At 59.6% G+C, this 21,507-nt stretch carries 17 protein-coding genes; 5 read left to right on the top strand and 12 right to left on the bottom strand.

Going from position 1 to position 21,507, the window contains the following annotated elements; genetic code table 11:
* Positions 1 to 228: 228 nt before the first annotated feature.
* Both AWX27_RS11220 and argF read right to left on the bottom strand, forming a co-directional pair.
* Complete coding sequence (locus AWX27_RS11220; RefSeq protein ID WP_060422007.1) at positions 229 to 1,797, bottom strand: ABC transporter substrate-binding protein; 1,569 nt, start codon at positions 1,795 to 1,797, stop codon at positions 229 to 231.
* 180 nt (positions 1,798 to 1,977) lie between these two features.
* The gene (gene argF, locus AWX27_RS11225; protein ID WP_048321256.1) at positions 1,978 to 2,997 is read right to left on the bottom strand and encodes an ornithine carbamoyltransferase; all 1,020 of its coding nucleotides are present in this window, start codon (positions 2,995 to 2,997) and stop codon (positions 1,978 to 1,980) included.
* A 162-nt stretch (positions 2,998 to 3,159) separates the two neighbouring features.
* Between argF and rraB the strand changes: the two genes are divergently transcribed.
* Positions 3,160 to 3,585 (top strand): ribonuclease E inhibitor RraB, encoded by a 426-nt coding sequence (gene rraB, locus AWX27_RS11230; RefSeq protein WP_025305115.1) that lies wholly within the window; start codon positions 3,160 to 3,162, stop codon positions 3,583 to 3,585.
* A gap of 177 nt (positions 3,586 to 3,762) precedes the next feature.
* On the top strand, positions 3,763 to 4,527 hold the full coding sequence (gene miaE, locus AWX27_RS11235; protein ID WP_015376459.1) for a tRNA isopentenyl-2-thiomethyl-A-37 hydroxylase MiaE: 765 nt from the start codon (positions 3,763 to 3,765) through the stop codon (positions 4,525 to 4,527).
* 15 nt (positions 4,528 to 4,542) lie between these two features.
* On the opposite strand, the gene AWX27_RS11240 is transcribed toward miaE, so the two are convergent.
* The 5 genes from AWX27_RS11240 to pepA all read right to left on the bottom strand — a co-directional run bounded on the left by AWX27_RS11240 (position 4,543) and on the right by pepA (position 12,164).
* Entirely contained in the window at positions 4,543 to 6,150 is a 1,608-nt protein-coding gene (locus AWX27_RS11240) for a GMC family oxidoreductase (RefSeq protein WP_060422012.1), read from the bottom strand.
* Between the two features lie 227 nt (positions 6,151 to 6,377).
* Positions 6,378 to 6,881, bottom strand: a complete 504-nt coding sequence (locus AWX27_RS11245) for a GNAT family N-acetyltransferase (RefSeq protein WP_004933360.1) — start codon at positions 6,879 to 6,881, stop codon at positions 6,378 to 6,380.
* A 200-nt stretch (positions 6,882 to 7,081) separates the two neighbouring features.
* Entirely contained in the window at positions 7,082 to 9,958 is a 2,877-nt protein-coding gene (locus AWX27_RS11250) for a valine--tRNA ligase (RefSeq protein ID WP_060422015.1), read from the bottom strand.
* Positions 9,959 to 9,970: 12 nt separating this feature from the next.
* Positions 9,971 to 10,420 (bottom strand): DNA polymerase III subunit chi, encoded by a 450-nt coding sequence (locus AWX27_RS11255; protein ID WP_019453292.1) that lies wholly within the window; start codon positions 10,418 to 10,420, stop codon positions 9,971 to 9,973.
* 232 nt (positions 10,421 to 10,652) lie between these two features.
* Entirely contained in the window at positions 10,653 to 12,164 is a 1,512-nt protein-coding gene (pepA, locus tag AWX27_RS11260) for a leucyl aminopeptidase (protein WP_033636874.1), read from the bottom strand.
* Between the two features lie 282 nt (positions 12,165 to 12,446).
* On the opposite strand from pepA, the gene lptF reads away from it, so the two are divergent.
* Both lptF and lptG read left to right on the top strand, forming a co-directional pair.
* The gene (gene lptF / locus AWX27_RS11265) at positions 12,447 to 13,541 is read left to right on the top strand and encodes an LPS export ABC transporter permease LptF (protein WP_019453291.1); all 1,095 of its coding nucleotides are present in this window, start codon (positions 12,447 to 12,449) and stop codon (positions 13,539 to 13,541) included.
* On the top strand, positions 13,541 to 14,611 hold the full coding sequence (gene lptG / locus AWX27_RS11270) for an LPS export ABC transporter permease LptG (protein WP_019453290.1): 1,071 nt from the start codon (positions 13,541 to 13,543) through the stop codon (positions 14,609 to 14,611). The genes lptF and lptG overlap by 1 nt, the downstream gene beginning before the upstream one ends.
* Before the next feature lie 61 nt (positions 14,612 to 14,672).
* Here the strand turns inward: lptG and AWX27_RS11275 are convergent, their stop codons facing one another.
* The gene (locus tag AWX27_RS11275; RefSeq protein WP_049271167.1) at positions 14,673 to 15,431 is read right to left on the bottom strand and encodes a DeoR/GlpR family DNA-binding transcription regulator; all 759 of its coding nucleotides are present in this window, start codon (positions 15,429 to 15,431) and stop codon (positions 14,673 to 14,675) included.
* Between the two features lie 199 nt (positions 15,432 to 15,630).
* On the opposite strand from AWX27_RS11275, the gene AWX27_RS11280 reads away from it, so the two are divergent.
* Positions 15,631 to 16,347, top strand: coding sequence for a helix-turn-helix transcriptional regulator (locus AWX27_RS11280; protein ID WP_060422019.1), 717 nt, complete (start codon positions 15,631 to 15,633; stop codon positions 16,345 to 16,347).
* Here the strand turns inward: AWX27_RS11280 and AWX27_RS11285 are convergent, their stop codons facing one another.
* The 4 genes from AWX27_RS11285 to AWX27_RS11300 form a co-directional block, all read right to left on the bottom strand.
* Positions 16,348 to 16,992, bottom strand: a complete 645-nt coding sequence (locus AWX27_RS11285) for an acyl-homoserine-lactone synthase (protein ID WP_060422551.1) — start codon at positions 16,990 to 16,992, stop codon at positions 16,348 to 16,350.
* A gap of 1,249 nt (positions 16,993 to 18,241) precedes the next feature.
* On the bottom strand, positions 18,242 to 18,634 hold the full coding sequence (locus AWX27_RS11290; RefSeq protein ID WP_060422025.1) for a VOC family protein: 393 nt from the start codon (positions 18,632 to 18,634) through the stop codon (positions 18,242 to 18,244).
* A 1-nt stretch (position 18,635) separates the two neighbouring features.
* Entirely contained in the window at positions 18,636 to 19,967 is a 1,332-nt protein-coding gene (gene fucP, locus AWX27_RS11295) for an L-fucose:H+ symporter permease (RefSeq protein ID WP_060422029.1), read from the bottom strand.
* Positions 19,964 to 21,493 carry a xylulokinase gene (locus AWX27_RS11300; protein WP_060422033.1) on the bottom strand — a complete coding sequence of 510 codons (1,530 nt, stop codon included), beginning with the start codon at positions 21,491 to 21,493 and terminating at the stop codon, positions 19,964 to 19,966. The genes fucP and AWX27_RS11300 overlap by 4 nt, the downstream gene beginning before the upstream one ends.
* Between the last annotated feature and the right edge of the window lie 14 nt (positions 21,494 to 21,507).

The raw sequence follows: 21,507 nt of genomic DNA on the forward strand, positions 1-21,507 counted from the left end.
TCAATGAGGGGCTTGAAACGATCGGTTTAGCAACAGGAGAAACAACGGCAGCTGGCCGCCGATAGGCAGTCGGTTTTGTCGATTGTGGCTAACAAAACAAACGTCGTTTTTCATGCTTTCTCCTGGCAAATTGTGGCGCATTATACTCGCGCTTTTCTCTACTGCAAGCGCTAAAACGCCGTTTTTTGCCGCCCCGCAATCGATTGGCCGGCGATGGCCGCCCGCCGGCTATTTGCTGACGCGATCGTAGTAGACCATGTCGGCGTTCAGCCCCTGCTGGTAGCCTTTGACGTTGTCGCGCAGCACCACTTCGGTTTTGGCCTGATCGATAAACACGTAAGGCGAACTGCGCTGCAGCTCCTGCTGCATGGCGGTGTACAGCGCGCGGCGCTTGGCCGGATCGGCTTCGGCCAGCGCCGCCAGCGTCTGCTGGTTCAACTGCGGGATCTGCCAGCCGTTCAGTCCGGCTACCGTGCTGCTTTTGCCGTCGTTATAGGCGAAGGCGCTGGCGTTGGAGTGGGCGTCGAAGTAATCCGGGATCCACAGGCGGATCGCCGCCTGATGCTGCCTGGCGCGCACGCGGGAGTAAACCTGGCTGCCCGCCGCCGGCAGCAGCTCTACCTTCACGCCGGCGGCGGCGAAGCTGCCCTGCAGCGCCTGCGCGATGGTGATGAACGGCGGCTTGTTCTCTACGTCCAGCGTAAAGGCGGCGTGGGTGATGCCCGCCTTGGCCAGAATGGCTTTTGCCTTGGCCGGATCGTAGCTGAACGGGTTGGTCTCCAGCGCGCCCGGCAGCCCGACCGGCAGGAAGCTCTGGTGCACGAAGTATTGGCCCTTCAGCAGATCCTTCGTGATGCCTTGATAATCCACCAGGTAGCGCGCCGCTTCCCAGAACGCCGGGTTGTTCAGCAGCGGATTGGCGCCGTTGCCGGTGTTGAACACCAGGTAGTTTTGCTCGGCGGACGGGATCTCCAGCACCTTGACGCCCGGCTGGTTTTTCAGCGTGTCGGTCTGATCGGCGCCCAGTTCGCGGGCGATATCGGCGTCGCCCTGCTGGATCAGCAGGCGGCGGGTGGCCGGATCCGGCACGTTTTTAATGATGATGTTTTTCAGCTGCGGCTTGTCGCCCGGCGAGGTGGGGTTGGCGTCCAGCACGATCGCCTGATGTGGCTGATAGACGCGCATCTTGAACGGGCCGCTGCCGGCGGAGTGCATTTTCAGCCAGGCGTTGCCGAAGTCGCCGTCTTTAACGTTGGCCAGCGCCGCCTTGCTGTCGACGATTGAGGCGATCGGCGTCGAGAGGATATTCAGCGCCACCGCCGGGCTGACGTCCGCCGTCCAGCGCAGCTGCACGGTATGTTCGTCGATCTTCTTCAGCTGCGCGTCGATGTTGTCCGGCTGCCAGCCGAGCACGTTGAGGATGAACGCCGGCGACTTGTTCATCTTGACCGCGCGGCTGTAGGAGAAGATCACGTCGTCGGCGGTCAGCGGGTTGCCGGAGGCGAACGCCGCCTGCGGCCGCAGTTTCACCGTCAGCGTTTTGGCCGCCGCATCGGCCTGCCAGCTTTCCGCCAGCACCGGCGCCACCTTGGCCGGATCGTCGCGATCCGCCTGCACCAGCCGCTGATACAGGCTGGGCACCGTCTGGATGCTGGAGAGTTCGTTGGCTTCCGCCGGATCGAGGCTGACGATGTCATCCAGCGATTGCACCACCACCAGCGTATTCGGCGGCGTGGCGGCTAACGCGGCGGCGGGCAGGGCGGCGAGCAGGAACAGCGGCAAGAGTTTGGCTTTCATCGGTGTGTATCCCCTGAAGGCGCCGCCAGGCGGCGCTGAGAACGGTTTGTTATTGTTGGTTTTCACGGCGCGAGCGCCGTCGGCCTGTCACGGTAGAACCTTTGCCGGCGGCGGGCAAAGGTCAATCCGCTATTTGATATTCCAGGAATATATTAGCCGCCCTGGCCGGGGGGGGGATTGTCAGAGGGTTTCGCTCAGCGTGGCGACCAGCACCGCTTTGATGGTGTGCAGCCGGTTTTCCGCCTGATCGAACACCACGCTGTGCGCCGATTCGAACACCTCGTCGGTCACTTCCATGCCGCCGTGCAGGTCGTACTGCTGCGCCATCTGCTTGCCGAGCGTGGTTTGATCGTCGTGGAACGCCGGCAGGCAGTGCAGGAATTTCACGTTCGGGTTGCCGGTCAGCTTCAGCATCGCCATGTTGACTTGATACGGCCGCAGCAGCGCGATACGCTCCTGCCAGGTCTCTTTCGGTTCGCCCATCGACACCCACACGTCGGTGTAGAGGAAGTCGGCGTCTTGCACCCCTTCGGCGATGTCTTCGGTCAGGGTGAGTTTCGCGCCGGTTTGCTGCGCCAGCGCCTGGCATTCGGCCACCAGCTCCGGCTGCGGCCAGCAGGCCTTCGGCGCCACCAGCCGCAGATCCATGCCCGCCAGCGCGGCGGCTTCCAGCAGCGTGTTGCCCATGTTGTTGCGCGCGTCGCCGATGTACGCCAGTTTCACTTCGCTCAGCGCCTTGCCCGGCAGGTGCTCCTGCACGGTGAGCAGATCCGCCAGCAGTTGGGTGGGGTGGAACTCGTCGGTCAGGCCGTTCCATACCGGCACGCCGGCGTATTCCGCCAGGGTTTCCACCAGCGCCTGGCCGTAGCCGCGATACTGAATACCGTCGTACAGGCGGCCCAGCACCCGGGCGGTGTCTTTCATCGACTCTTTATGGCCGATCTGGCTGCCGCTCGGGCCGAGGTAAGTGACCTGGGCGCCTTGATCGAATGCGGCAACTTCGAAAGAGCATCGCGTGCGGGTCGAGTCTTTTTCGAAGATGAGCGCAATGTTTTTGCCCTGCAGCCGGCGCTGTTCCTGCCCCTGCTTCTTGGCCTGCTTCAGATCGGCCGAAAGCCGCAGCAGCGCCTGCAGCTCGGCGGGGGTGAAATCCATTAACCTCAGAAAGTGACGTTGGTAGAACGCATTGCCGGTGCTCATAGTCCGATTCCCTGATTGTTTAATTGAATTAAAATTCACTTTATATGTATGAATATTCAATTTCAACCCCGGCGAGGAAATCTTTCACGTTTATCGTGGAAGCAATGTCGGCGGTGTGTGAAAATAGAAGGAATGAAGGCCATTTGACTTGAGGATATAGGCATGGCAAACCGCGAATTGCTGGAAGAACAACGTGAAGAGACCCGCCTGATCATCGAAGAACTGCTGGAAGACGGCAGCGATCCGGACGCGCTCTACACCATCGAGCACCATCTGTCCGCCGAGAAATTTGAGGTTCTGGAGCAGGCCGCCGTTGAAGCCTTCAAGCTGGGCTACGAAGTGACCGACGCCGAAGAGCTGGAAGTGGAAGACGGTTCGATGGTGATGTGCTGCGACGTGATCAGCGAAGTCGGCCTGAACGCCGAGCTGATCGACGCTCAGGTCGAGCAGCTGGTGGCGCTGGCGGAACGCTGCGGCGTCAATTACGACGGCTGGGGCACCTACTTCGAAGATCCGAACGGTGAAGACGGTGAGGATGACGAAGACGGCGACTACATCGACGAAGACGACGACGGCAAACGCCACTGATTAACCCCGCTTATTCACATGGGCCGGTTCTCGCCGGCCCCTGATATCCCCGTCGTCTTTCAAGCTGCAGCGTTGTTGGCTGCACTCTCTCACCCCAGTCACTTACCTGAGTAAGCTCCTGGGGATGAGTGAGCTGGCCGCCTAGCTGCAACTTGAAATACATAGGGCAATGACGCCATGACATACCAATCCCTGTTAGCCCCGATTTTAAGCTTCCTGCACTGTGAAACGCCCGACGCCTGGATCGACGCCGCGCGCCGTCCGGAAAACCTGCAGCTGTTGCTGACCGACCACCTGGTGTGCGAGCTGAAAGCCGCGCAGACCGGCATGTGGCTGATCCGCCGCTACGTGGCGGACAAAGAGAGCGGCGACGCGCTGTTGGCGCTGCTGCGGCCCTACGAGGCGTTTCTGCACGAAGCGCAGGGCGCACCGGACACGCTGTTTCGCCAGGGCCAGTTCACCCGCAAGATCCTGCCGAAAAACGGCTCGGCCTACGGCCAGGATCTGGCGGATCGCATGGTGCTGTTGATCAAGGAAGAGTTGCACCACTTCTCGCAGGTGCTGGAGATCATGCAGGCGCGCGGGATCCCGTATCGCAAGATCACCGCCAGCCGCTACGCCAAGGGTATGATCCGCGAGATCCGCACTCACGATCCGGCGACGCTGATCGACAAACTGATCTGCGGCGCTTACATCGAAGCGCGATCCTGCGAACGCTTCGCCAAACTGGCGCCGCATCTGGACGACGAGCTGAACCGCTTTTACGTCTCGCTGCTGCGCTCCGAAGCGCGCCACTATCAGGACTACCTGACGCTGGCCGAACAGATCGCCGGCGGCGACATCAGCGAACGGGTGGCGCATTTCGGCCGCCTCGAGGCTGAGCTGATCCTGTCGCCGGACAGCGAGCTGCGCTTTCACAGCGGCGTGCCCGCCGCCGCCTGAGGTTGAGGCGCGCCCTTACTGCGGCGCGCCCAGCAACAGATCCACCGCCTTTTCCGCCAGCATGATGGTCGGCGCATTGGTGTTGCCGCTGGTGAGCTGCGGCATCACCGAGCAGTCGATCACCCGCAGCCGTTCAAAACCGTGCACCCGCAGCTGCGGATCGGTCACCGCGTCCTGTGGCGACGGCCCCATGCGGCAGCTGCCCACCGGGTGATACACCGTCTTGCAGAAGTTGCGTACGAACTCTTCCAGCTGCGCTTCGTCGCGCGTCCATTCCGGCTGCGGCATCAGCAGATCTTTGATCAGCGGCTTCAGCGCCGCGGTTTGCAGGAAATCCAGGCCGAACTTCACCGCGCGCACGCTGCCGGCCAGATCGTCCGGGTGGCCGAGGTAGTTGGCGTGCAGCTTGACCGGATCGCGCGGGTTGCTGCTGCGCAGCAGCACTTCGCCGCGCGCCTTCGGCTGCAGGTAGCCGACCTTGAGCGTGAAGCCGTGAATGTTCGGCAGCGGCTCGCCGGGCACGTCGTCCCAGCTGTCCAGCAGCGGCAGGAAGTGGATCTGCACGTCCGGCCGGCCGTCGCCCTGGCTGTCGGTGAAGGCGGCGCCTTCCAGCACGTTGGACGAGAGCACACCGCTGCGAAACGCCAGCCACTGCGCGCCGTGGCTCAGCGCCTGCAGGCCGCGATCGGCGCCGAACAGGCTGATCGGCTCGCGGGTGCTGACGTTGATCGACATGTGCAGGTGGTCGTGGAAGTTTTTGCCCACCGGCAGATCCGCCCGCACCTCAATGCCCAGCTGTTGCAGGTGGTCGCGCGGGCCGATGCCGGAGAGCATCAGCAGCTTCGGCGAACCGACCGCGCCGGCGCTGACGATCACCTCTTTGGTGGCGCGCGCGGTGACTTCCGCGCCGCCGTTCTGGCTGTAGACTACGCCGGTGGCGACGTTGCCCTCGAAGGTCAGCCGGTGCGCCAGGGCGTTCAGTTTCACCACCAGCCGCCGTTCGTCGCGCACCGCCTTCAGGTAGGTGCGGGCGGTGCTGGCGCGTTCGCCGTTGTGGGTGGTGGTTTGGTAGAAACCGACGCCGTGCTGGCTGTCGCCGTTGAAGTCGTTGCGATAGGGCAGGTTCAGCTCCTGGCCGGCGCGGATAAACGCCATGCTGAGCGGGTGGCGGTAGCGGTTTTCGCTGACCGGCAGCAGCCCGTCGGCGCCGTGGTAGTCGTCCGACAGGCTTTCGTTGGCCTCGGCGCGTTTGAAATAGGGCAGCACCTCGCGGTAGCTCCAGCCGGTGCAGCCGTAGCGTTTGGCCCAGTCGTCGTAGTCCTGCGGCTGGCCGCGCAGGTAGATCATGCCGTTGACCGAGCTGCTGCCGCCCAGCACCTTGCCCTGCGCGATTTGCATGCGGCGGTTATTGGCGTGCGGTTCCGGTTCCGTCTCGTAGGGCCAGCTTTTTTTGGCGATGATCTTGGCCACCCCGGCCGGCATCTTGATGAACAGGTTATTGTCGTCGCCGCCGGCTTCCAGCAGCAGCACCCGCGCCTGGGTGCGGCGGATCAGCTGCGCCGCCAGCACGCAGCCGGCGGAACCGGCGCCGACGATGATGTAATCAAAGGTGTTTTCCGACATGACAGCTCTCCGTGCGCGATTGGGATACTGGCAGAGTAACGCGGGGGGAAAAACGGTCAATTTGCGATCGTTAATTTATTAACGAACTTCACATTAAATTTACATCGTGGTTTTTAACGTCAGTTTATCTGCTTGAAAAACGGCGTTATAGCGAGTTTTACTGATTGATTGCGATATTAATAAAATGGCGCAGCAAGCTGCGCCATGATAGAGACGGCGGGGGGCGATTACAGCGTTTTCAGCATGGTGACTTCGCAATCGACGTGGCCGGTGGCGCCCATCGCATGGTCGATGTGTTCGAAGCCCAGGTGTTCGTACAGCGCAACGGCCTGCGTCAGGCTGGCGGTGGTCTCAAGGTAACAACAGCGGAAGCCGTGCTGGCGGGCGAAATCCAGCGCCTGCAGCGCCAGGCGTTTCGCCAATCCCTTGCCGCGCAACACCGGCAGGAAATACATCTTCTGCAATTCGCAAATATCGTCTGCGCCGCCCTGCAGCGGCGCGATGCCGCCGCCGCCGGCGACCTGGCCGTCCACCTCGATCACCCAGTAAGCGCTGCGCGGCAGGCTGTAGAGCTGATACAGGGCGTCCAGATTGGGATCGGAGACGGTATAGCCTTTATCCGCCGTCAGGCCGTGCTCGGCGGAGACTTCGCGAATGACGTGAGCAATGGCGGGATTGTCTTCCGCCGTGATGGGGCGCACCAGCAGGCGCGCCGGGGTTGCTGTTGTCATGTTTACACTCGCCATTGAAAGAGACCACGTTCGTTTTTCGTTTTTATCGCAGCACGAAACGCGCCGGGGGTTATTTCCCGGCGGCGTCCCTGCAGCAGTAATATCTTGTAATAACATCTAACCCGGCCCGGATGCAACGGCGATAAAAAAACAGCGGGGAAGACCCCGCTGTTTTTCAGGCGTTGGCGTGAGCCGGTGGATTACAGCGCGGCGATGGTCGCCTGCTGTTCCTGCAGCTTCACTTTGCCTTCTTTGCAGGCTGCCAGACGATCGCGCTCTTTGGCGACTACCGCTTCCGGCGCGCGCGCCACGAAGCCTTCGTTCGCCAGCTTGCCTTCGATCGAAGCGATTTCCGCATCCAGCTTGCCCATCTCTTTCGCCAGGCGCGCGATCTCGGCGTCCTTGTCGATGAAACCGGCCATTGGGATCAGCAGCTCGGCGCCGTCCACCAGCTTGGTGACGGAGACCGGGCCTTTATCACCGGCCGGCAGCAGCGCGATGGATTCCAGGCGCGCCAGACGGGCGATAAAGCTTTGGTTCTCCTGCACGCGGCGCTGGGCGTCGGCGCTGCAGTTGCGCAGCAGCACGTCGAGCGCTTTGCTTGGCGCGATGTTCATCTCGGCGCGGATGTTGCGCACGGCGATGATGGTTTGCTTGATCCACTCCAGATCGTTCAGCGCCTGCTCGTCTTCCAGCGCGGCGTCGTAGGCCGGGAACGGCTGCAGCATGATGGTGTCTGCGGTCGTGCCGGTCAGCGGCTTCACGCGCTGCCAGATGGTTTCGGTGATGAACGGAATGATCGGGTGCGCCAGGCGCAGCAGCGCTTCCAGCACGGTGATCAGCGTGTGGCGAGTGCCGCGCTGTTCCGCTTCGCTGCCGTTGCTCACGACAGGCTTGGTCAGCTCCAGATACCAGTCGCAGAACTGGTTCCAGGTGAATTCGTACAGGATGTTGGCCGCCAGATCGAAGCGGTAGGTGTCCAGCGCTTCGCGGTAGGCTTTCACCGTGCGATTGAATTCGGCCAGGATCCAGCGATCAGCCAGCGACAGCACCTTCTCGCCGCCGTTGAAGCCGCAGTCGTGCGCTTCGGTGTTCATCAGCACGAAGCGGCTGGCGTTCCACAGCTTGTTACAGAAGTTGCGGTAGCCTTCCAGGCGCTTCATGTCCCAGTTGATGTCGCGGCCGGTCGAGGCCAGCGCCGCCAGGGTGAAGCGCAGGGCGTCGGTGCCGTGCGGCTCGATGCCGTTCGGGAACTGCTTCTCGGTGCGCTTGCGGATTTTCTCCGCCAGCTGCGGCTGCATCATGTTGCCGGTGCGTTTTTCCAGCAGATCTTCCAGCGAGATGCCGTCGACCATGTCCAACGGATCGATCACGTTGCCTTTGGACTTGGACATCTTCTGGCCTTCGTCGTCGCGGATCAGACCGGTCATGTAGACGGTCTTGAACGGCACCTGCGGCTTGCCGTTTTCATCCTTGATGAAGTGCATGGTCAGCATGATCATGCGCGCGATCCAGAAGAAGATGATGTCGAAGCCGCTGACCATCACGCTGGTCGGGTGGAAGGTTTTCAGCGCGTCGGTCTGCTCCGGCCAGCCCAGGGTAGAGAAGGTCCACAGGCCGGACGAGAACCAGGTGTCCAGCACGTCTTCGTCCTGGGTCAGCACCACGTCGGCGCCCAGGTTGTTCTCGCTGCGCACTTCTTCTTCGCTGCGGCCCACGTAGACTTTGCCGTTCACGTCATACCAGGCCGGGATGCGGTGGCCCCACCACAGCTGACGCGAGATGCACCAGTCCTGAATGTCACGCATCCAGCTGAAGTACATGTTTTCGTACTGCTTCGGCACGAACTCGATTTGGCCCTGTTCGACCGCTTCCACCGCCACTTTGGCCAGCGGCGCGGTGCGCACGTACCATTGGTCGGTCAGCATCGGCTCGATCACCACGCCGCCGCGGTCGCCGTAAGGCACCGTCAGGTCGTGCGGTTTGATCTCGTCCAGCAGGCCCAACTGATCGAAGGCGGCAACCACCGCTTTACGCGCCGCGAAGCGCTCCAGGCCGCGGAACTCGGCCGGGATCTCGTTGCAGTAGTCGGTGCAGACTTCGCCCAGGGTGTTGAACACTTCCGCTTCCTGGCGGATGTCGCCGTCGAAGGTCAGAATGTTGATCATCGGCAGGCCGTGGCGTTTGCCGACTTCGTAGTCGTTGAAATCGTGCGCCGGGGTGATCTTCACGCAGCCGGTGCCTTTTTCCATATCGGCGTGTTCGTCGCCGACGATGCGAATGCGGCGGCCGACCAGCGGCAGAATGATCTCTTTGCCGATCAGGTCTTTATAGCGTGGGTCTTCCGGGTTGACCGCCACGCCGGTATCGCCCAACACGGTTTCCGGACGGGTGGTGGCGACCACCAGATAGTCTTTGCCCTCGGCGGTTTTCGCGCCGTCGGCCAGCGGGTAGCGCAGGTGCCACATGGAGCCTTTGGATTCGCGGTTTTCCACTTCCAGATCGGAGATGGCGGTGCGCAGCTTCGGATCCCAGTTCACCAGGCGCTTGCCGCGGTAGATCAGGTCTTCTTTGTGCAGACGGACAAACACTTCGCGCACCGCGTTCGACAGGCCTTCGTCCATGGTGAAGCGCTCGCGCTCCCAGTCCACGGAGTTGCCCAGACGGCGCATCTGGCGGGTGATGGTGCCGCCGGACTCCGCCTTCCACTGCCAGATTTTGTCGATGAACGCGTCACGGCCGTAGTCGTGGCGGGTTTTGCCTTCTTCCGCGGCGATCTTGCGCTCCACCACCATCTGGGTGGCGATGCCGGCGTGGTCGGTGCCCGCCTGCCACAGGGTGTTTTTACCCTGCATGCGCTGATAGCGAATCATGGTATCCATGATGGTCTGCTGGAACGCGTGGCCCATGTGCAGGCTGCCGGTGACGTTCGGCGGCGGGATCATGATGCAGAAGCTTTCCTGGCTGGTGTCGCCGTTCGGCTTGAAGTAACCCTGATTCTCCCAGTGATCGTACAGCTTCTGTTCGATCTGTTTTGGGTCGTATGCGGTGTCGAGCTGACTGTTTGTCTTTTCCATTCTTTATCGTATTCAGTGAGTTGGCGGCGTAGCCGTGGTCAAATGGAAGCCGACGCTGCGATAGGCCTTGTAACGGTCGCGCGCCAACTGTTTCAGAGTGTCTTCGTAAGGAACGAAGTCTACCACTTCATGGAAAGCGGTAGCAAAATCGGCAAACTGCGGCAGCAGGGCGATCAGCAGATCGCGCGGGGCGTTGCCGCGCTTGCCGGGCCAGCACAGTTCCACCGGCGCGCCGTAGTGCGGCCCTTCGCCGGCCAGGTTGTGCGGCACGAATTCATGCGGCTCGCGCTGCCACAGCGCTTCGTCCAGCCGCTGGGCCTGCTCCTGGCTCTCGCAGGCGATCAGCACCCGCTTGCCGGCACGCCAGCGTTCGGCGGCAACGGCGCAGGCCACGGCCTCATGGGCGCTGAGCGCGCCAGACGGTTCCGCGTTGTCGAGCAAATAAAACGTCGCCTGTTTCATTAAGGATCCACCGCTGCCGATAAAAAAAACAGGGCACAACATGTAGGTTGCGCCCTTTTAGGGAACGGAGCAGATAACTCTACCCCTTCGCTGCTGAGAGGATTATATACCCAATAGATTTCAAGTTGCAGCTAGGCGGCAAGTTCGTTCATCCCCAGGAGCTGACATCAAGTCAGTGACTGGGGTGAACGAATGCGGCCAACAACGCTGCGGCTTGAAAGATGAAGGGTATTTAATCGTCGCCGTTCAGGCCTGCACGGTTGAGCAGGAACTGCGACAGCAGCGCCACCGGGCGGCCGGTCGCGCCCTTGGCTTTACCGGAGCGCCAGGCGGTGCCGGCGATATCCAGGTGCGCCCAGGTGTACTTGCGGGTGAAGCGCGACAGGAAGCAGGCGGCAGTGATAGCACCGCCAGGGCGGCCACCGATGTTCGCCATGTCGGCGAAGTTGGAGTCCAGCTGCTCGTAATACTCGTCGGCCATCGGCAGGCGCCAGGCGCGGTCGCCGGCCTGCTCGGAAGCGCCCAGCAGCTCGTGCGCCAGCGGGTTGTGGTTCGACATCAGGCCGGTGATGTGGTGGCCCAAGGCGATCACGCAGGCGCCGGTCAGGGTGGCGATGTCGATCACCAGCTCCGGCTCGAAACGCTCGACGTAGGTCAGGGTGTCGCACAGCACCAGACGGCCTTCGGCGTCGGTGTTGAGTACCTCGACGGTCTGGCCAGACATGGTGGTCAGCACGTCGCCCGGACGATACGCCCGGCCGCCCGGCATGTTTTCACAGCCGGCCAGCACGCCGATCACGTTCAGCGGCAGGTTCAGCTCCGCCACTACGCGCATCACGCCGTACACGGTCGCCGCGCCACACATGTCGTATTTCATCTCGTCCATGCCGTCGGCCGGTTTGATCGAGATGCCGCCGGAGTCGAAGGTCAGCCCTTTGCCTACCAGCACGATCGGCTTAGCGTCCGGATTTGGGTTGCCCTTATATTCCATCACCGACATCAATGATTCGTTCTGCGAACCGGCGCCGACCGCCAGATAGGCGTTCATGCCCAGCTCTTTCATCTGCTGTTCGCCGATGACGCGGGTGGTGATGTGGGTGCTGAAGGCGTCCGCCAGCTGGCGGGCCTGCGAGGCCAGGTAGCCGGCGTTACAGATGTTCGGCGGCATGTTGCCGAGATCCTTGGCCGCCTTGATGCCGGAAGCCACCGCCAGACCGTGCTGGATAGCGCGCTCGCCGCTGGTGAGCTCACGGCGGGTCGGTACGTTGAACACCATTTTGCGCAGCGGACGGCGCGGCTCCACCTTGTTGCTTTTCAGCTGATCGAAGGTGTAGAGCGTCTCTTTGGCGGTTTCTACCGCCTGACGCACTTTCCAGTAGGTATTGCGGCCTTTCACGTGCAGCTCGGTCAGGAAGCAGACCGCTTCCATCGAGCCGGTGTCGTTGAGGGTATTGATGGTTTTCTGGATCACCTGCTTGTATTGGCGCTCATCGAGCTCGCGCTCTTTGCCGCAGCCGATCAGCAGGATGCGCTCGGAGAGAATGTTGGGCACATGGTGCAGTAGCAGCGTCTGCCCGACCTTGCCTTCCAGTTCGCCACGGCGCAGCAATGCGCTGATATAACCATCACTGATTTTGTCGAGTTGTTCTGCGATAGGGGACAGGCGGCGCGGTTCGAAAACGCCGACTACAATACAGGCACTGCGCTGTTTTTCCGGGCTACCGCTTTTTACACTGAACTCCATGCACTCTCCTGAATCTTAAAGACAAAGGCGGACGCTACGGCTAGAATAACCGACTCCGTAACGATCTCCTGCCATTTGAGTTAACGGATTATGTTAACCTGAACGGCATAAATTGCTCTGTTTTGGCGACTATAAGCAAGTTCCTATAGGACACCCAAACGGCTTGATGTTGTAATACTATTTTAGCTGTGAAGGTTGCCATATGATGAGAATAAATGGCGGATTAACGATGAAATTATCGATTTTCCTGCAAAAAGACAAGTTTTCACAGGCGTAATAAGCGTGATCATCATAAGATATCTGGTACGGGAAACGCTCAAGAGCCAAATCGCCATTCTGTTCATCCTGCTTCTGATCTTCTTTTGTCAGAACCTGGTCAGGGTGTTGGGCGACGCGGTGGACGGCAATATCCCGACAAACTTAGTACTCTCCCTGCTCGCGTTGGGCGTGCCGAAAATGGCGCAGCTCATCCTGCCTTTGAGCCTGTTTCTCGGCTTGCTGATGACGCTTGGGCGGTTGTATACCGAGAGCGAAATCACCGTCATGCACGCCTGCGGGCTGGGCAAACGCACCCTGATTATCGCCGCCATGATCCTGGCGCTGCTCACCTCTGCGGTTGCGGCGGTGAACGTGTTTTGGGCCGGCCCCTGGGCCTCGCGCTATCAGGACGTGGTGGTGAACGAAGCCAAGGCCAACCCGAGCATCGCCGGGCTGGCGGAAGGGCAGTTCAAACCCTCGCAGGACGGCAACGCGGTGCTGTTTATCGGCAACGTGAAGGGCAGCACCTTCAACGACGTGTTCCTGGCGCAGCTGCGGCCGAACGGCAACCAACGCCCGTCGGTGGTGGTGGCCGAGCACGGCAACATCGTGCAGCAGAAAGACGGCTCGCAGGTGGTGACGCTCGACAAGGGCACCCGCTTTGAAGGCACCGCGCTGCTGCGCGACTTCCGCATTACCGACTTCACCGACTACAAGGCGGTGATTGGCCACCGCACCGTGGCGGCGGACAACACCGAATCCGAACAGATGTCGATGCAGACGCTGTGGGAATCCGACGATCCGGACGCGCGCGCCGAGCTGCACTGGCGCCTGACGCTGGTGGTCTCGGTGGCGCTGATGGCGCTGCTGGTGGTGCCGCTCAGCGTGGTGAACCCACGCCAGGGCCGCGTGCTGAGCATGCTGCCGGCCATCCTGTTGTATCTGATCTTCTTCCTGCTGCAGACCTCGCTGCGCTCCAACGCCGGCAAGGGCAAGCTGGATCCGATGCTGTGGCTGTGGCTGGTTAACGGCGTTTACTTCGCGATCGCGCTGGCGCTGAACCTGTGGGATACCGTGCCGATGCGCAAGCTGCGCGCACGCCTGAGAGGAGCGGCCTGATGTTTGGCGTATTAGACCGGTATATCGGTAAAACGATTTTTAACACCATCATCATGACGCTGTTCATGCTGGTGTCGCTGTCCGGCATCATCAAGTTCGTCGATCAGCTGCGCAAGGTCGGCCAGGGCGAATACACCGCGCTGAGCGCCGGCATGTACACCCTGCTGAGCGTGCCGAAAGACATCGAGATCTTCTTCCCGATGGCGGCGCTGCTCGGCGCGCTGCTCGGCCTGGGCCAGCTGGCGACGCGCAGTGAACTGGTGGTGATGCAGGCTTCCGGCTTCACCCGCCTGCAGATCGCCGGCTCGGTGATGAAAACCGCCATTCCGCTGGTGCTGCTGACCATGGCGATCGGCGAGTGGGTGGCGCCGCAGGGCGAGCAGATGGCGCGTAACTACCGCGCCCAGCAGATGTACGGCGGTTCGCTGCTCTCCACCAAGAGCGGGCTGTGGGCGAAGGACGGCAACGACTTCATCTACATCGAGCGCGTCTCCGGCGACAAAGAACTCTCCGGCGTGAACATCTACCACTTCAACGACCAGCGTCGCCTCGAGACGGTGCGCTATGCCGCTACCGCCAGCTTCGAGAACGGCCTGTGGCAGCTTTCGCAGGTGGACACCTCGGATCTGACCAACCCGAAACAGGTGACCGGCACCCAGACGCTGACCGGCGAATGGAAAACCAACCTGACCCCGGACAAGCTGGGCGTGGTGGCGTTGGATCCGGATTCGCTCTCCATCAGCGGGCTGCACAACTACGTGAAGTACCTGAAGCAGAGCGGCCAGGAATCCAACCGTTACCAGCTCAACATGTGGAGCAAAATCTTCTCGCCGCTGTCGGTGGCGGTGATGATGCTGATGGCGCTGTCGTTCATCTTCGGCCCGCTGCGCAGCGTGCCGATGGGTATCCGCGTGGTGACCGGCATCAGCTTCGGCTTCCTGTTCTACGTGCTGGATCAGATCTTCGGCCCGCTGAGCATGGTCTACAGCATGCCGCCGGTGCTGGGCGCGCTGCTGCCGAGCATGCTGTTCCTGCTGATCAGCGTGTATATGCTGCTCAAACGCAAGTAGCGGGGCGAGCGGTAGTGAAGAAAGGCGTGGCCGTGGGGCCGCGCCTTTTTTGTTGGGGGGATCAGCCGACGCTTAGTAGCGCAATGCCGGCATCCTGATAGGCCTGCGCGTCTTCCGGCAGGCGATCCAGCACGAGAGTGTCGATCTGGGCAGGGGAGGCGAACTGCGCCAGCGAGGTGTTGCTCAGCTTGGAGTGATCGCACACCACGATCACCTGATTGGCATGTTCCACCATCGCGCGCTTGGTTTCTGCCAGCATGATGTCGGCCACGCAGGCGCCCTGTTTCAGCGACAATGCGTTGGTACCCATAAACGCCTTGTCGATGTTCAGCGTATCCAGCAGCGAACGGCCGTTGATGGCGACCGCGCAGTGATAACCCTTTTTGACGATGCCGCCCAGCAGGATGATCTGGATAGATTCGACGTCTTCCAGACTCTTGGCGATCATGAAATCGTTGGTGACCACGGTCAGGTTGCGGCGCTGGCGCAGATGGCGGGCGATCTGCAGGGTGGTGGTGCCGGTGTCCAATACGATGATGTCGCCGTCTTCCACCAGGCCGGCGGCCAATTGACCGATTTGCTCCTTGGCGCTGAGGTTCACCTCTTCACGCTGATCGGAACCGACCTCGAAGCTGGCGCGGGTGCGCAGAATGGCGCCGCCGTGGGTGCGTGTCAGCATACCGGCGTCTTCCAGAATGCGCAGATCGGTGCGGATGGTGGCGCCGGAGACGTTAAAGCGCGAGCTCATTTCCCCCACGGAGAGCTTGCGCTTCTCCTTGAGAATGGCGAGGAGTTTTTCCTGGCGCTCTTCTGCGAACATGCTCACTCATTCACTCCTGACAGGCACAATGGATGTGCGGCTAATATACCCCGCGTATCGGCGGCAGGCAAAGCGCTTGCCGGCTGCCGCTGGCAATATTCCACCGGGCGTTATCCGTGCAAGATGCGAAGGTTACGGCGTGCCGATCCTTTTTGGTATAGTCTACCCAGCGGCGTATTGGGTAGGGGGCAGGCAGTTAATGGAATATGAAGAGAATATCAGTCACATTATCAGCAAGCATCTAGAAGCGGCATTAGGTGATTTCGGCGAGCTTATCTGGGCCTACGTGGTGTTATCCAAGAAAGATATGTCATGTATCTTTGGCGTCACCAATTATCCCGGTGAATGGGTAAAGCAATATAAAGAGCAAGGGCTGCAATATACCGATCCGGTAGTCATTACGGCGCTCAATCGCCTGACGCCTTTTGCCTGGGATGAGAATCTCATGGCCGGCGCCGGCTTCCGTTTTTCTGAGTTGTTCGAGCAAGCACGCGAATTCGGCGTAGCCGACGGCTATACCTTCGTGTTACATGATTTTAATAATAATCTGGTGACCCTTTCCTTTACCCTCGCAGCCGAGCGCAAGGCGGAAATCATGCAGATGCTGAACCAGCATAAAGGCGATATTTCGTTGCTGCTGGCATCGACCCATGAGATGTATTTAACGCTGACTTCACTGTCGGAAAAAAACACTGCACGTCAGGAAAAAAACGCCCGTTTTACAGAGAGAGAAAATGAGATCCTTTATTGGGCCAGCGTGGGGAAAACTTACCAGGAAATGGGCATAATCCTAGGGATCAAAACCTGCACCATCAAGTTTCATATGGGTAACATTGTCAAAAAGTTGGGGGTGGCGAATGCCCGGCATGCTATCCGTTTAGGGATGGAACTTCAGCTGATTAAACCGGTGGGATAATTAGAACGCAGGCTCGTCGCTCAACGGCCAGGCGTTTAGCATGTGCTCGTCTTGCGTATTCAACTTTTTGAATATTCTGCTTTTTAATGCCTCCTGGCTCTGACGATCAACGTGGCCCAACAGCAAATGAACGGGCTCGTTCTTTTCCGACATGCCTGTCTTCAGCAGCGTGACATTCCAGCCGGAGCTTTTGATGATATGCAACATCGGATGGCTGGAGACGGCCAGTATGCCGTCATAGCCGTGTTGCCGCGCATAGTTGATCAGGGACAAGAACAGCGCCAGAGTCACAGGAAACCGGCGGCCCAGCAGTGACTGGGTTCTTTCTTTATCGACGAAAAAGCGTGTGGACTCGATGAAATTCCCCTCTGGAATGACGACGTCATGAAAGAAAGAGGAAAATGCGCTGTTCAGCATATTCTTGTGTTTCATATCAATCATCCTGGTACCACAAACTATCATGTTGTCCTTTACGCCAAATATATAGTTTGTCTTATCATTATCAAACTCATCCAGCTCCTTGCCGTCTGAACAGTTCACGGCCCATTGCAGTCTATCTTTAAAGACGTTTTTTCTTAAAACATAAAGATCTGCTGATTTTTCGGTGCTCATTGATGCGTAGTTGGTGCTGTAAATATTAAACATAATGTTACCTTTGAATAAATTAAGAGAAATAACTTTATCCAGTAACATCAGAGAAGTTTCACTACGAGCATGCCGGTGCATGAGAATGATAAGGCTTTTTAAGCGATCGGCGCTAACCTTATTATGCCGTGTGGCGAGACAGTTTCAGGGCAATGGGACGGTGAACAAAGCAAGTCAGCGAGATTGAACGCCCTGGCCTATAAGGCAAGAGAGGATTTCAATTTGCTCCTTGGCTGCCCGGCGTTATCTTTCGTGGCGAAATATTAACCGGTTATTTTATAATGAATGGTGTTTTCATTATTTTAATAGTGAATTGGTGATATTTTATTACTGGAGATTTCCCGATAAGGCATGACTTTGTCATCCGGCAGAGGAATAAGCGTGTAAAGGGCAGCTGGAGTGATGTCCCAGGGCCTGAACTTCTACAGAAGTTAAATTCATCTTAAAAAATATCTGATAGAGATCACATTATTTTGATGACGGAAACGGTGCTATTTCGTGATGGTTCTGCGGGTATTTTGGGTTGTTGTGTGAAATGAGCAGCGTGTGGTGGTCGTGGTAGAACGCCGTGGCGGCTGAGATACAGAGTGAAAAATAGTGCTGGCAGCCGATTTCCGCTATGTGAAATAATAACCTAACTGACCTAATGAAGGTCTAGTAAGGTACTATACTTTAGTCTAACTAGCTTCTAACTCCCTAAGGCGATACACTTTTCTGGTCAGTTCTCGACGAAAAAAACATAAAAAAAACCTGACCTCGTAGGGTCAGGCTGCCAAGATCGGCCAACACCAGGGAAAATTTTCTTACACCATCTTAAAGCTATCAACTCAGCAGAGGCAAGTGTTCTCTGCTGGTTTTTAGCTTTGGGTTGCTGTTTTGTTACGTATGCACGCTATTTTCTGTTGGTTCCAGATAAAATCCCCTCTCAACAAATAACATCTCTCTCCTGACAACCCCGTTCCCATTGGCTTATTCCAGCCATGACTGCCATAAATGAAAAAATATTGTTCCTGCAATGTTACGTAAAATAATTTTTTATTGGCTGACACATGAATATGCAATTATTTGCAGTATTGCCATTGCGGCTAGGGATTATTTTGCGCTGTCTGGTAGGATGATTAAGGAAATGTAGGCGATGGCCGATAAGGTGCATGTCTATGGCGGTAAAGGCTCGTGAGCTGACAAAAATGCGAATGAGGCCCGATGGCTTATAACCGCCATCGGGCCTTGTGCTATGTGGGAAGAAACATTACAGCGGTTGGCTGAACTCCACCCGCTCACCGTCCGGCCCGGCGATCATCAGATAACGCACGCCGTTGGCACCGCTGGGCTGCAGCGTCGGCCCTTCAATCACCGGATACCCCAGCTCAGCCAGCCAGCGTTGCGTAGCCGCCAGATAGGTGACCCGCAAAGCGATATGGTCGATACCATAGGCGCTGGCGGGGCGAGTCTGCCCTTCGTCAGGTAGCTGGTATAACTCCAGCGTTAGCTCACCTAACTGCAAAAACTGTACGGCGACGGGGCCGCCGAGCGCCAGCGTTTGCCGGGGTTCGAAACCGAGTGAACGATAGAAGCCAGCGGCGCGTTCGATATCGGCGCAGCGCAGACCGATGTGCATCAACCCGTTAATCCGGTGTGCCATATCAAATCCCCTTGCGCGCGCAGTAGAAGCCATAGAAGGCGACGTAGGCGAAGCAGACCAGCGGTACTGCGAAGGCGATCTGCATATCGCCGCCGTTGAGATCGGAGATGATGCCCATGATTAACGGCACCACCGCGCCGCCGATGATCGACATCACCACGATCGAACCGGCCACCTGAGTTTCTTCGCCCAGCCCTTTGATCGTCAGGCCAAAGTTGGTTGGCCAGCACAGCGCCATGCAGAAGTTGACGCCCATGATCGCCACTACCGCCAGCAGGCTTTGGATGTTGACGGCCAGCAGCAACAGCAGCACGCATACCGAACAGAACACGCCGAGCAACCGCGCCGGGCTGAACTTTTTCATCAGCGCGGTGGTGACCACCTTGCCGGCCCAGTAACAGACCAGCGTGGCCAGCAGCCAGTAGGTGGCCGAATGCTCGGTTGCCCCCTGTTCAATCATTTGCACAAAACGAATGGTGAAACTCCACAGCCCTACCTGCGCGCCGACATACAGGAACTGCGACAGCACCCCCAATCGGAAGCGCGGCAGTGCCAGCAGGATCTTCAGCGATTGCATCAGCGGCTTGCCCGCTCCCTGGTGCGAGCGTTGGGTTTTGCAGGCGGGGAATTTCACCGCCACGAAGATCAGTGCCAACACGATCAGCACGCTGCCGATGATCAGATAAGGTGTGACCACCTGCGACACCATCTGGGTGCGTGCCGCTTCGGCCGCCGCCGGTGCCATTTGCAGCAGTTCGGCGTGGCTGGGATCGTTTTTGCCGAACACCAGCTGCTGGCCGATCAATACGCCAAAAATGATCCCCAGCGAGTTGAAGATCTGCGAGAAGTTGATGCGCTGGGTGGAGGTTTCCAGCGGCCCCAGCAGGCTGGAGTAAGTATTGGCGGAGGTTTCCAGGAACGACAGCCCGGTGGCGATCACCCCCAGGCAGGCCAGGAAGGCACCGTAGGTCATGATCTGCGCTGCCGGGATAAACAGGAAGCAGCCGAGCGCGTACAGACACAGGCCGATTACGATCGCCACCTTGTACGAGTAGCGTTTGATCACCGCTGCGGCGGGCAGCGCCATCACGAAGTAGCCGAGGAAGAAGATCGACTGCACCAGTGCGGTTTGGGTATCCGACAGATCGAACCCCTTCTTGAACTGGGCGATCAGAATATCGTTCAGGTTGCCGGCCATGCCCCACAGGGCGAACAGGCAGCAGACCAGCATCAGCTGCAGCCAGGGCGTAGCGGGCAGATAGGCGCTGCGGTCGATACTTTCGGCCGCGGCGTGCTGCGCGATGTCGCCCTTGTTAATCAGAGAGTCGCTCATTGCGGTGTTCCTTCATCCGGAGAAAAAGAGAACGAGCTAATAACGTCAAGCTGTTCGTAGAGGGGCTGCGCCTGGCGGTAGAGCTGTTCGAACAGCTCGAAGCAGCGCAGGTAGTGTTCGTGCTGGCGTGGATCGGGGGTAAATTCGCGCTCGATGCTGACGGTGCGGCTCACCCCCTGGGCGAAACTGCTGAACAGCCCGACGCCGACCCCGGCGACGATCGCGCAGCCGGTGGTGCCGTTCTCCTGATTGCGCGTCTGCAGCAGCGGCAGGTTATAGACCGAGGCTTTGATCTGCAGCCACAGCGGGCTGCGTGCGCCACCGCCGGAGGCGATCATTGCCTCCGGCTCCTGTGCGTGGCGCCTGAGCTGCTGCAGATTACGCAGGGAGGCCAGCGCTACGCCTTCCAGCACCGCGCGGTAGAGATGCGGCTGCCTATGCTTGCGCTGCAGGCCGAAGAACTGCGCGCGCGAGTTGGTGTGTTCCGCCAGCCGCTCGCCGGTCAGGTAGGGCAGGAACAGCAGCCCTTCGGCACCCGGCGGCACCTCGGCCGCCATATCGAGCATCTGCTGATGGCTGAGTTGGCCGGCGCTCAGCGCCGAACGCGCCCAGCGCATGGCGTCGCCACCGGCATCGAGCAGGGTAAAACCGCCCCAGGCCGAGTTGGCCAGGTGCAGGTTGTTGACGCTGGCAGAGAACAGCGGGTGTTCCGAGACCACGGTGAGCAGCGTGGAGGTGCCGGTGCTGTCGGAAGCGATGCCGGCCTGATAGACGCCTGAGCCGAGCAAGGTAGCGGCCATATCCGCCGTGCCCGCTACCACCGGCACCCCCGGCGGCAGACCGGTCACGCTTGCCGCGGCGGGCGTAATGTGGCCAATCACCTCGCTGGAAAGATGGATGGCGGGCAGCTGATCGGCGCGCAGCCCGAACTGCCGCAGCGCCTCTGGCGACCACTGCAGCGTGGCGCTGTCCATCAGGTAATAGCAGGAGGCTTCGCTGTAATCGGTGGCGCGTACGCCGCAGAGCCGGAAATTGACGTAATCCTTCGGCATCAACACCGTAGCAATGCGTTCCCACTGCGATGGGTGATGCTCGCGCAGCCAGGCCAGCTTGAACGCCGGCCAGGCGGCGGTAGGGGGATTGTTCAACAGTTCAAGCCAGGGCTGCGGCGGCTGTTGGTGGCTAAAGCGCGCCACCTGCGGCTGCGCGCGTTTGTCGTTCCACAGCATGGCGCGATCGACGACCAGCTCGCCGTCGGCATCGAGCAAGACCGTGCCGTGCATTTGCCCGCAGGCGCCGACGGCGGCGATACGCGGCCAGTATTCGGCGTAGCGCGCGTACAGCTCCTGCGTACACTGGCAGACACTCTGCCACCACAGTGAAGGCGGTTGTTCCGACCAACCGGCCTGCGGCGTGATCTGCTCGTACTCGCGCTGCGCGAAGCCAAGGATTTCCCCGGTGTTGGCGACCAGCCCGGCGCGGGTGCTGCCGGTGCCGATATCAAGGGTAAGAAGTAAATCTTTCATTGTTATCACTCCCG

Origin of the sequence: Serratia sp. 2880STDY5682894 (assembly GCF_001537385.1) — a bacterium.
Lineage (GTDB): Bacteria > Pseudomonadota > Gammaproteobacteria > Enterobacterales > Enterobacteriaceae > Serratia > Serratia nevei.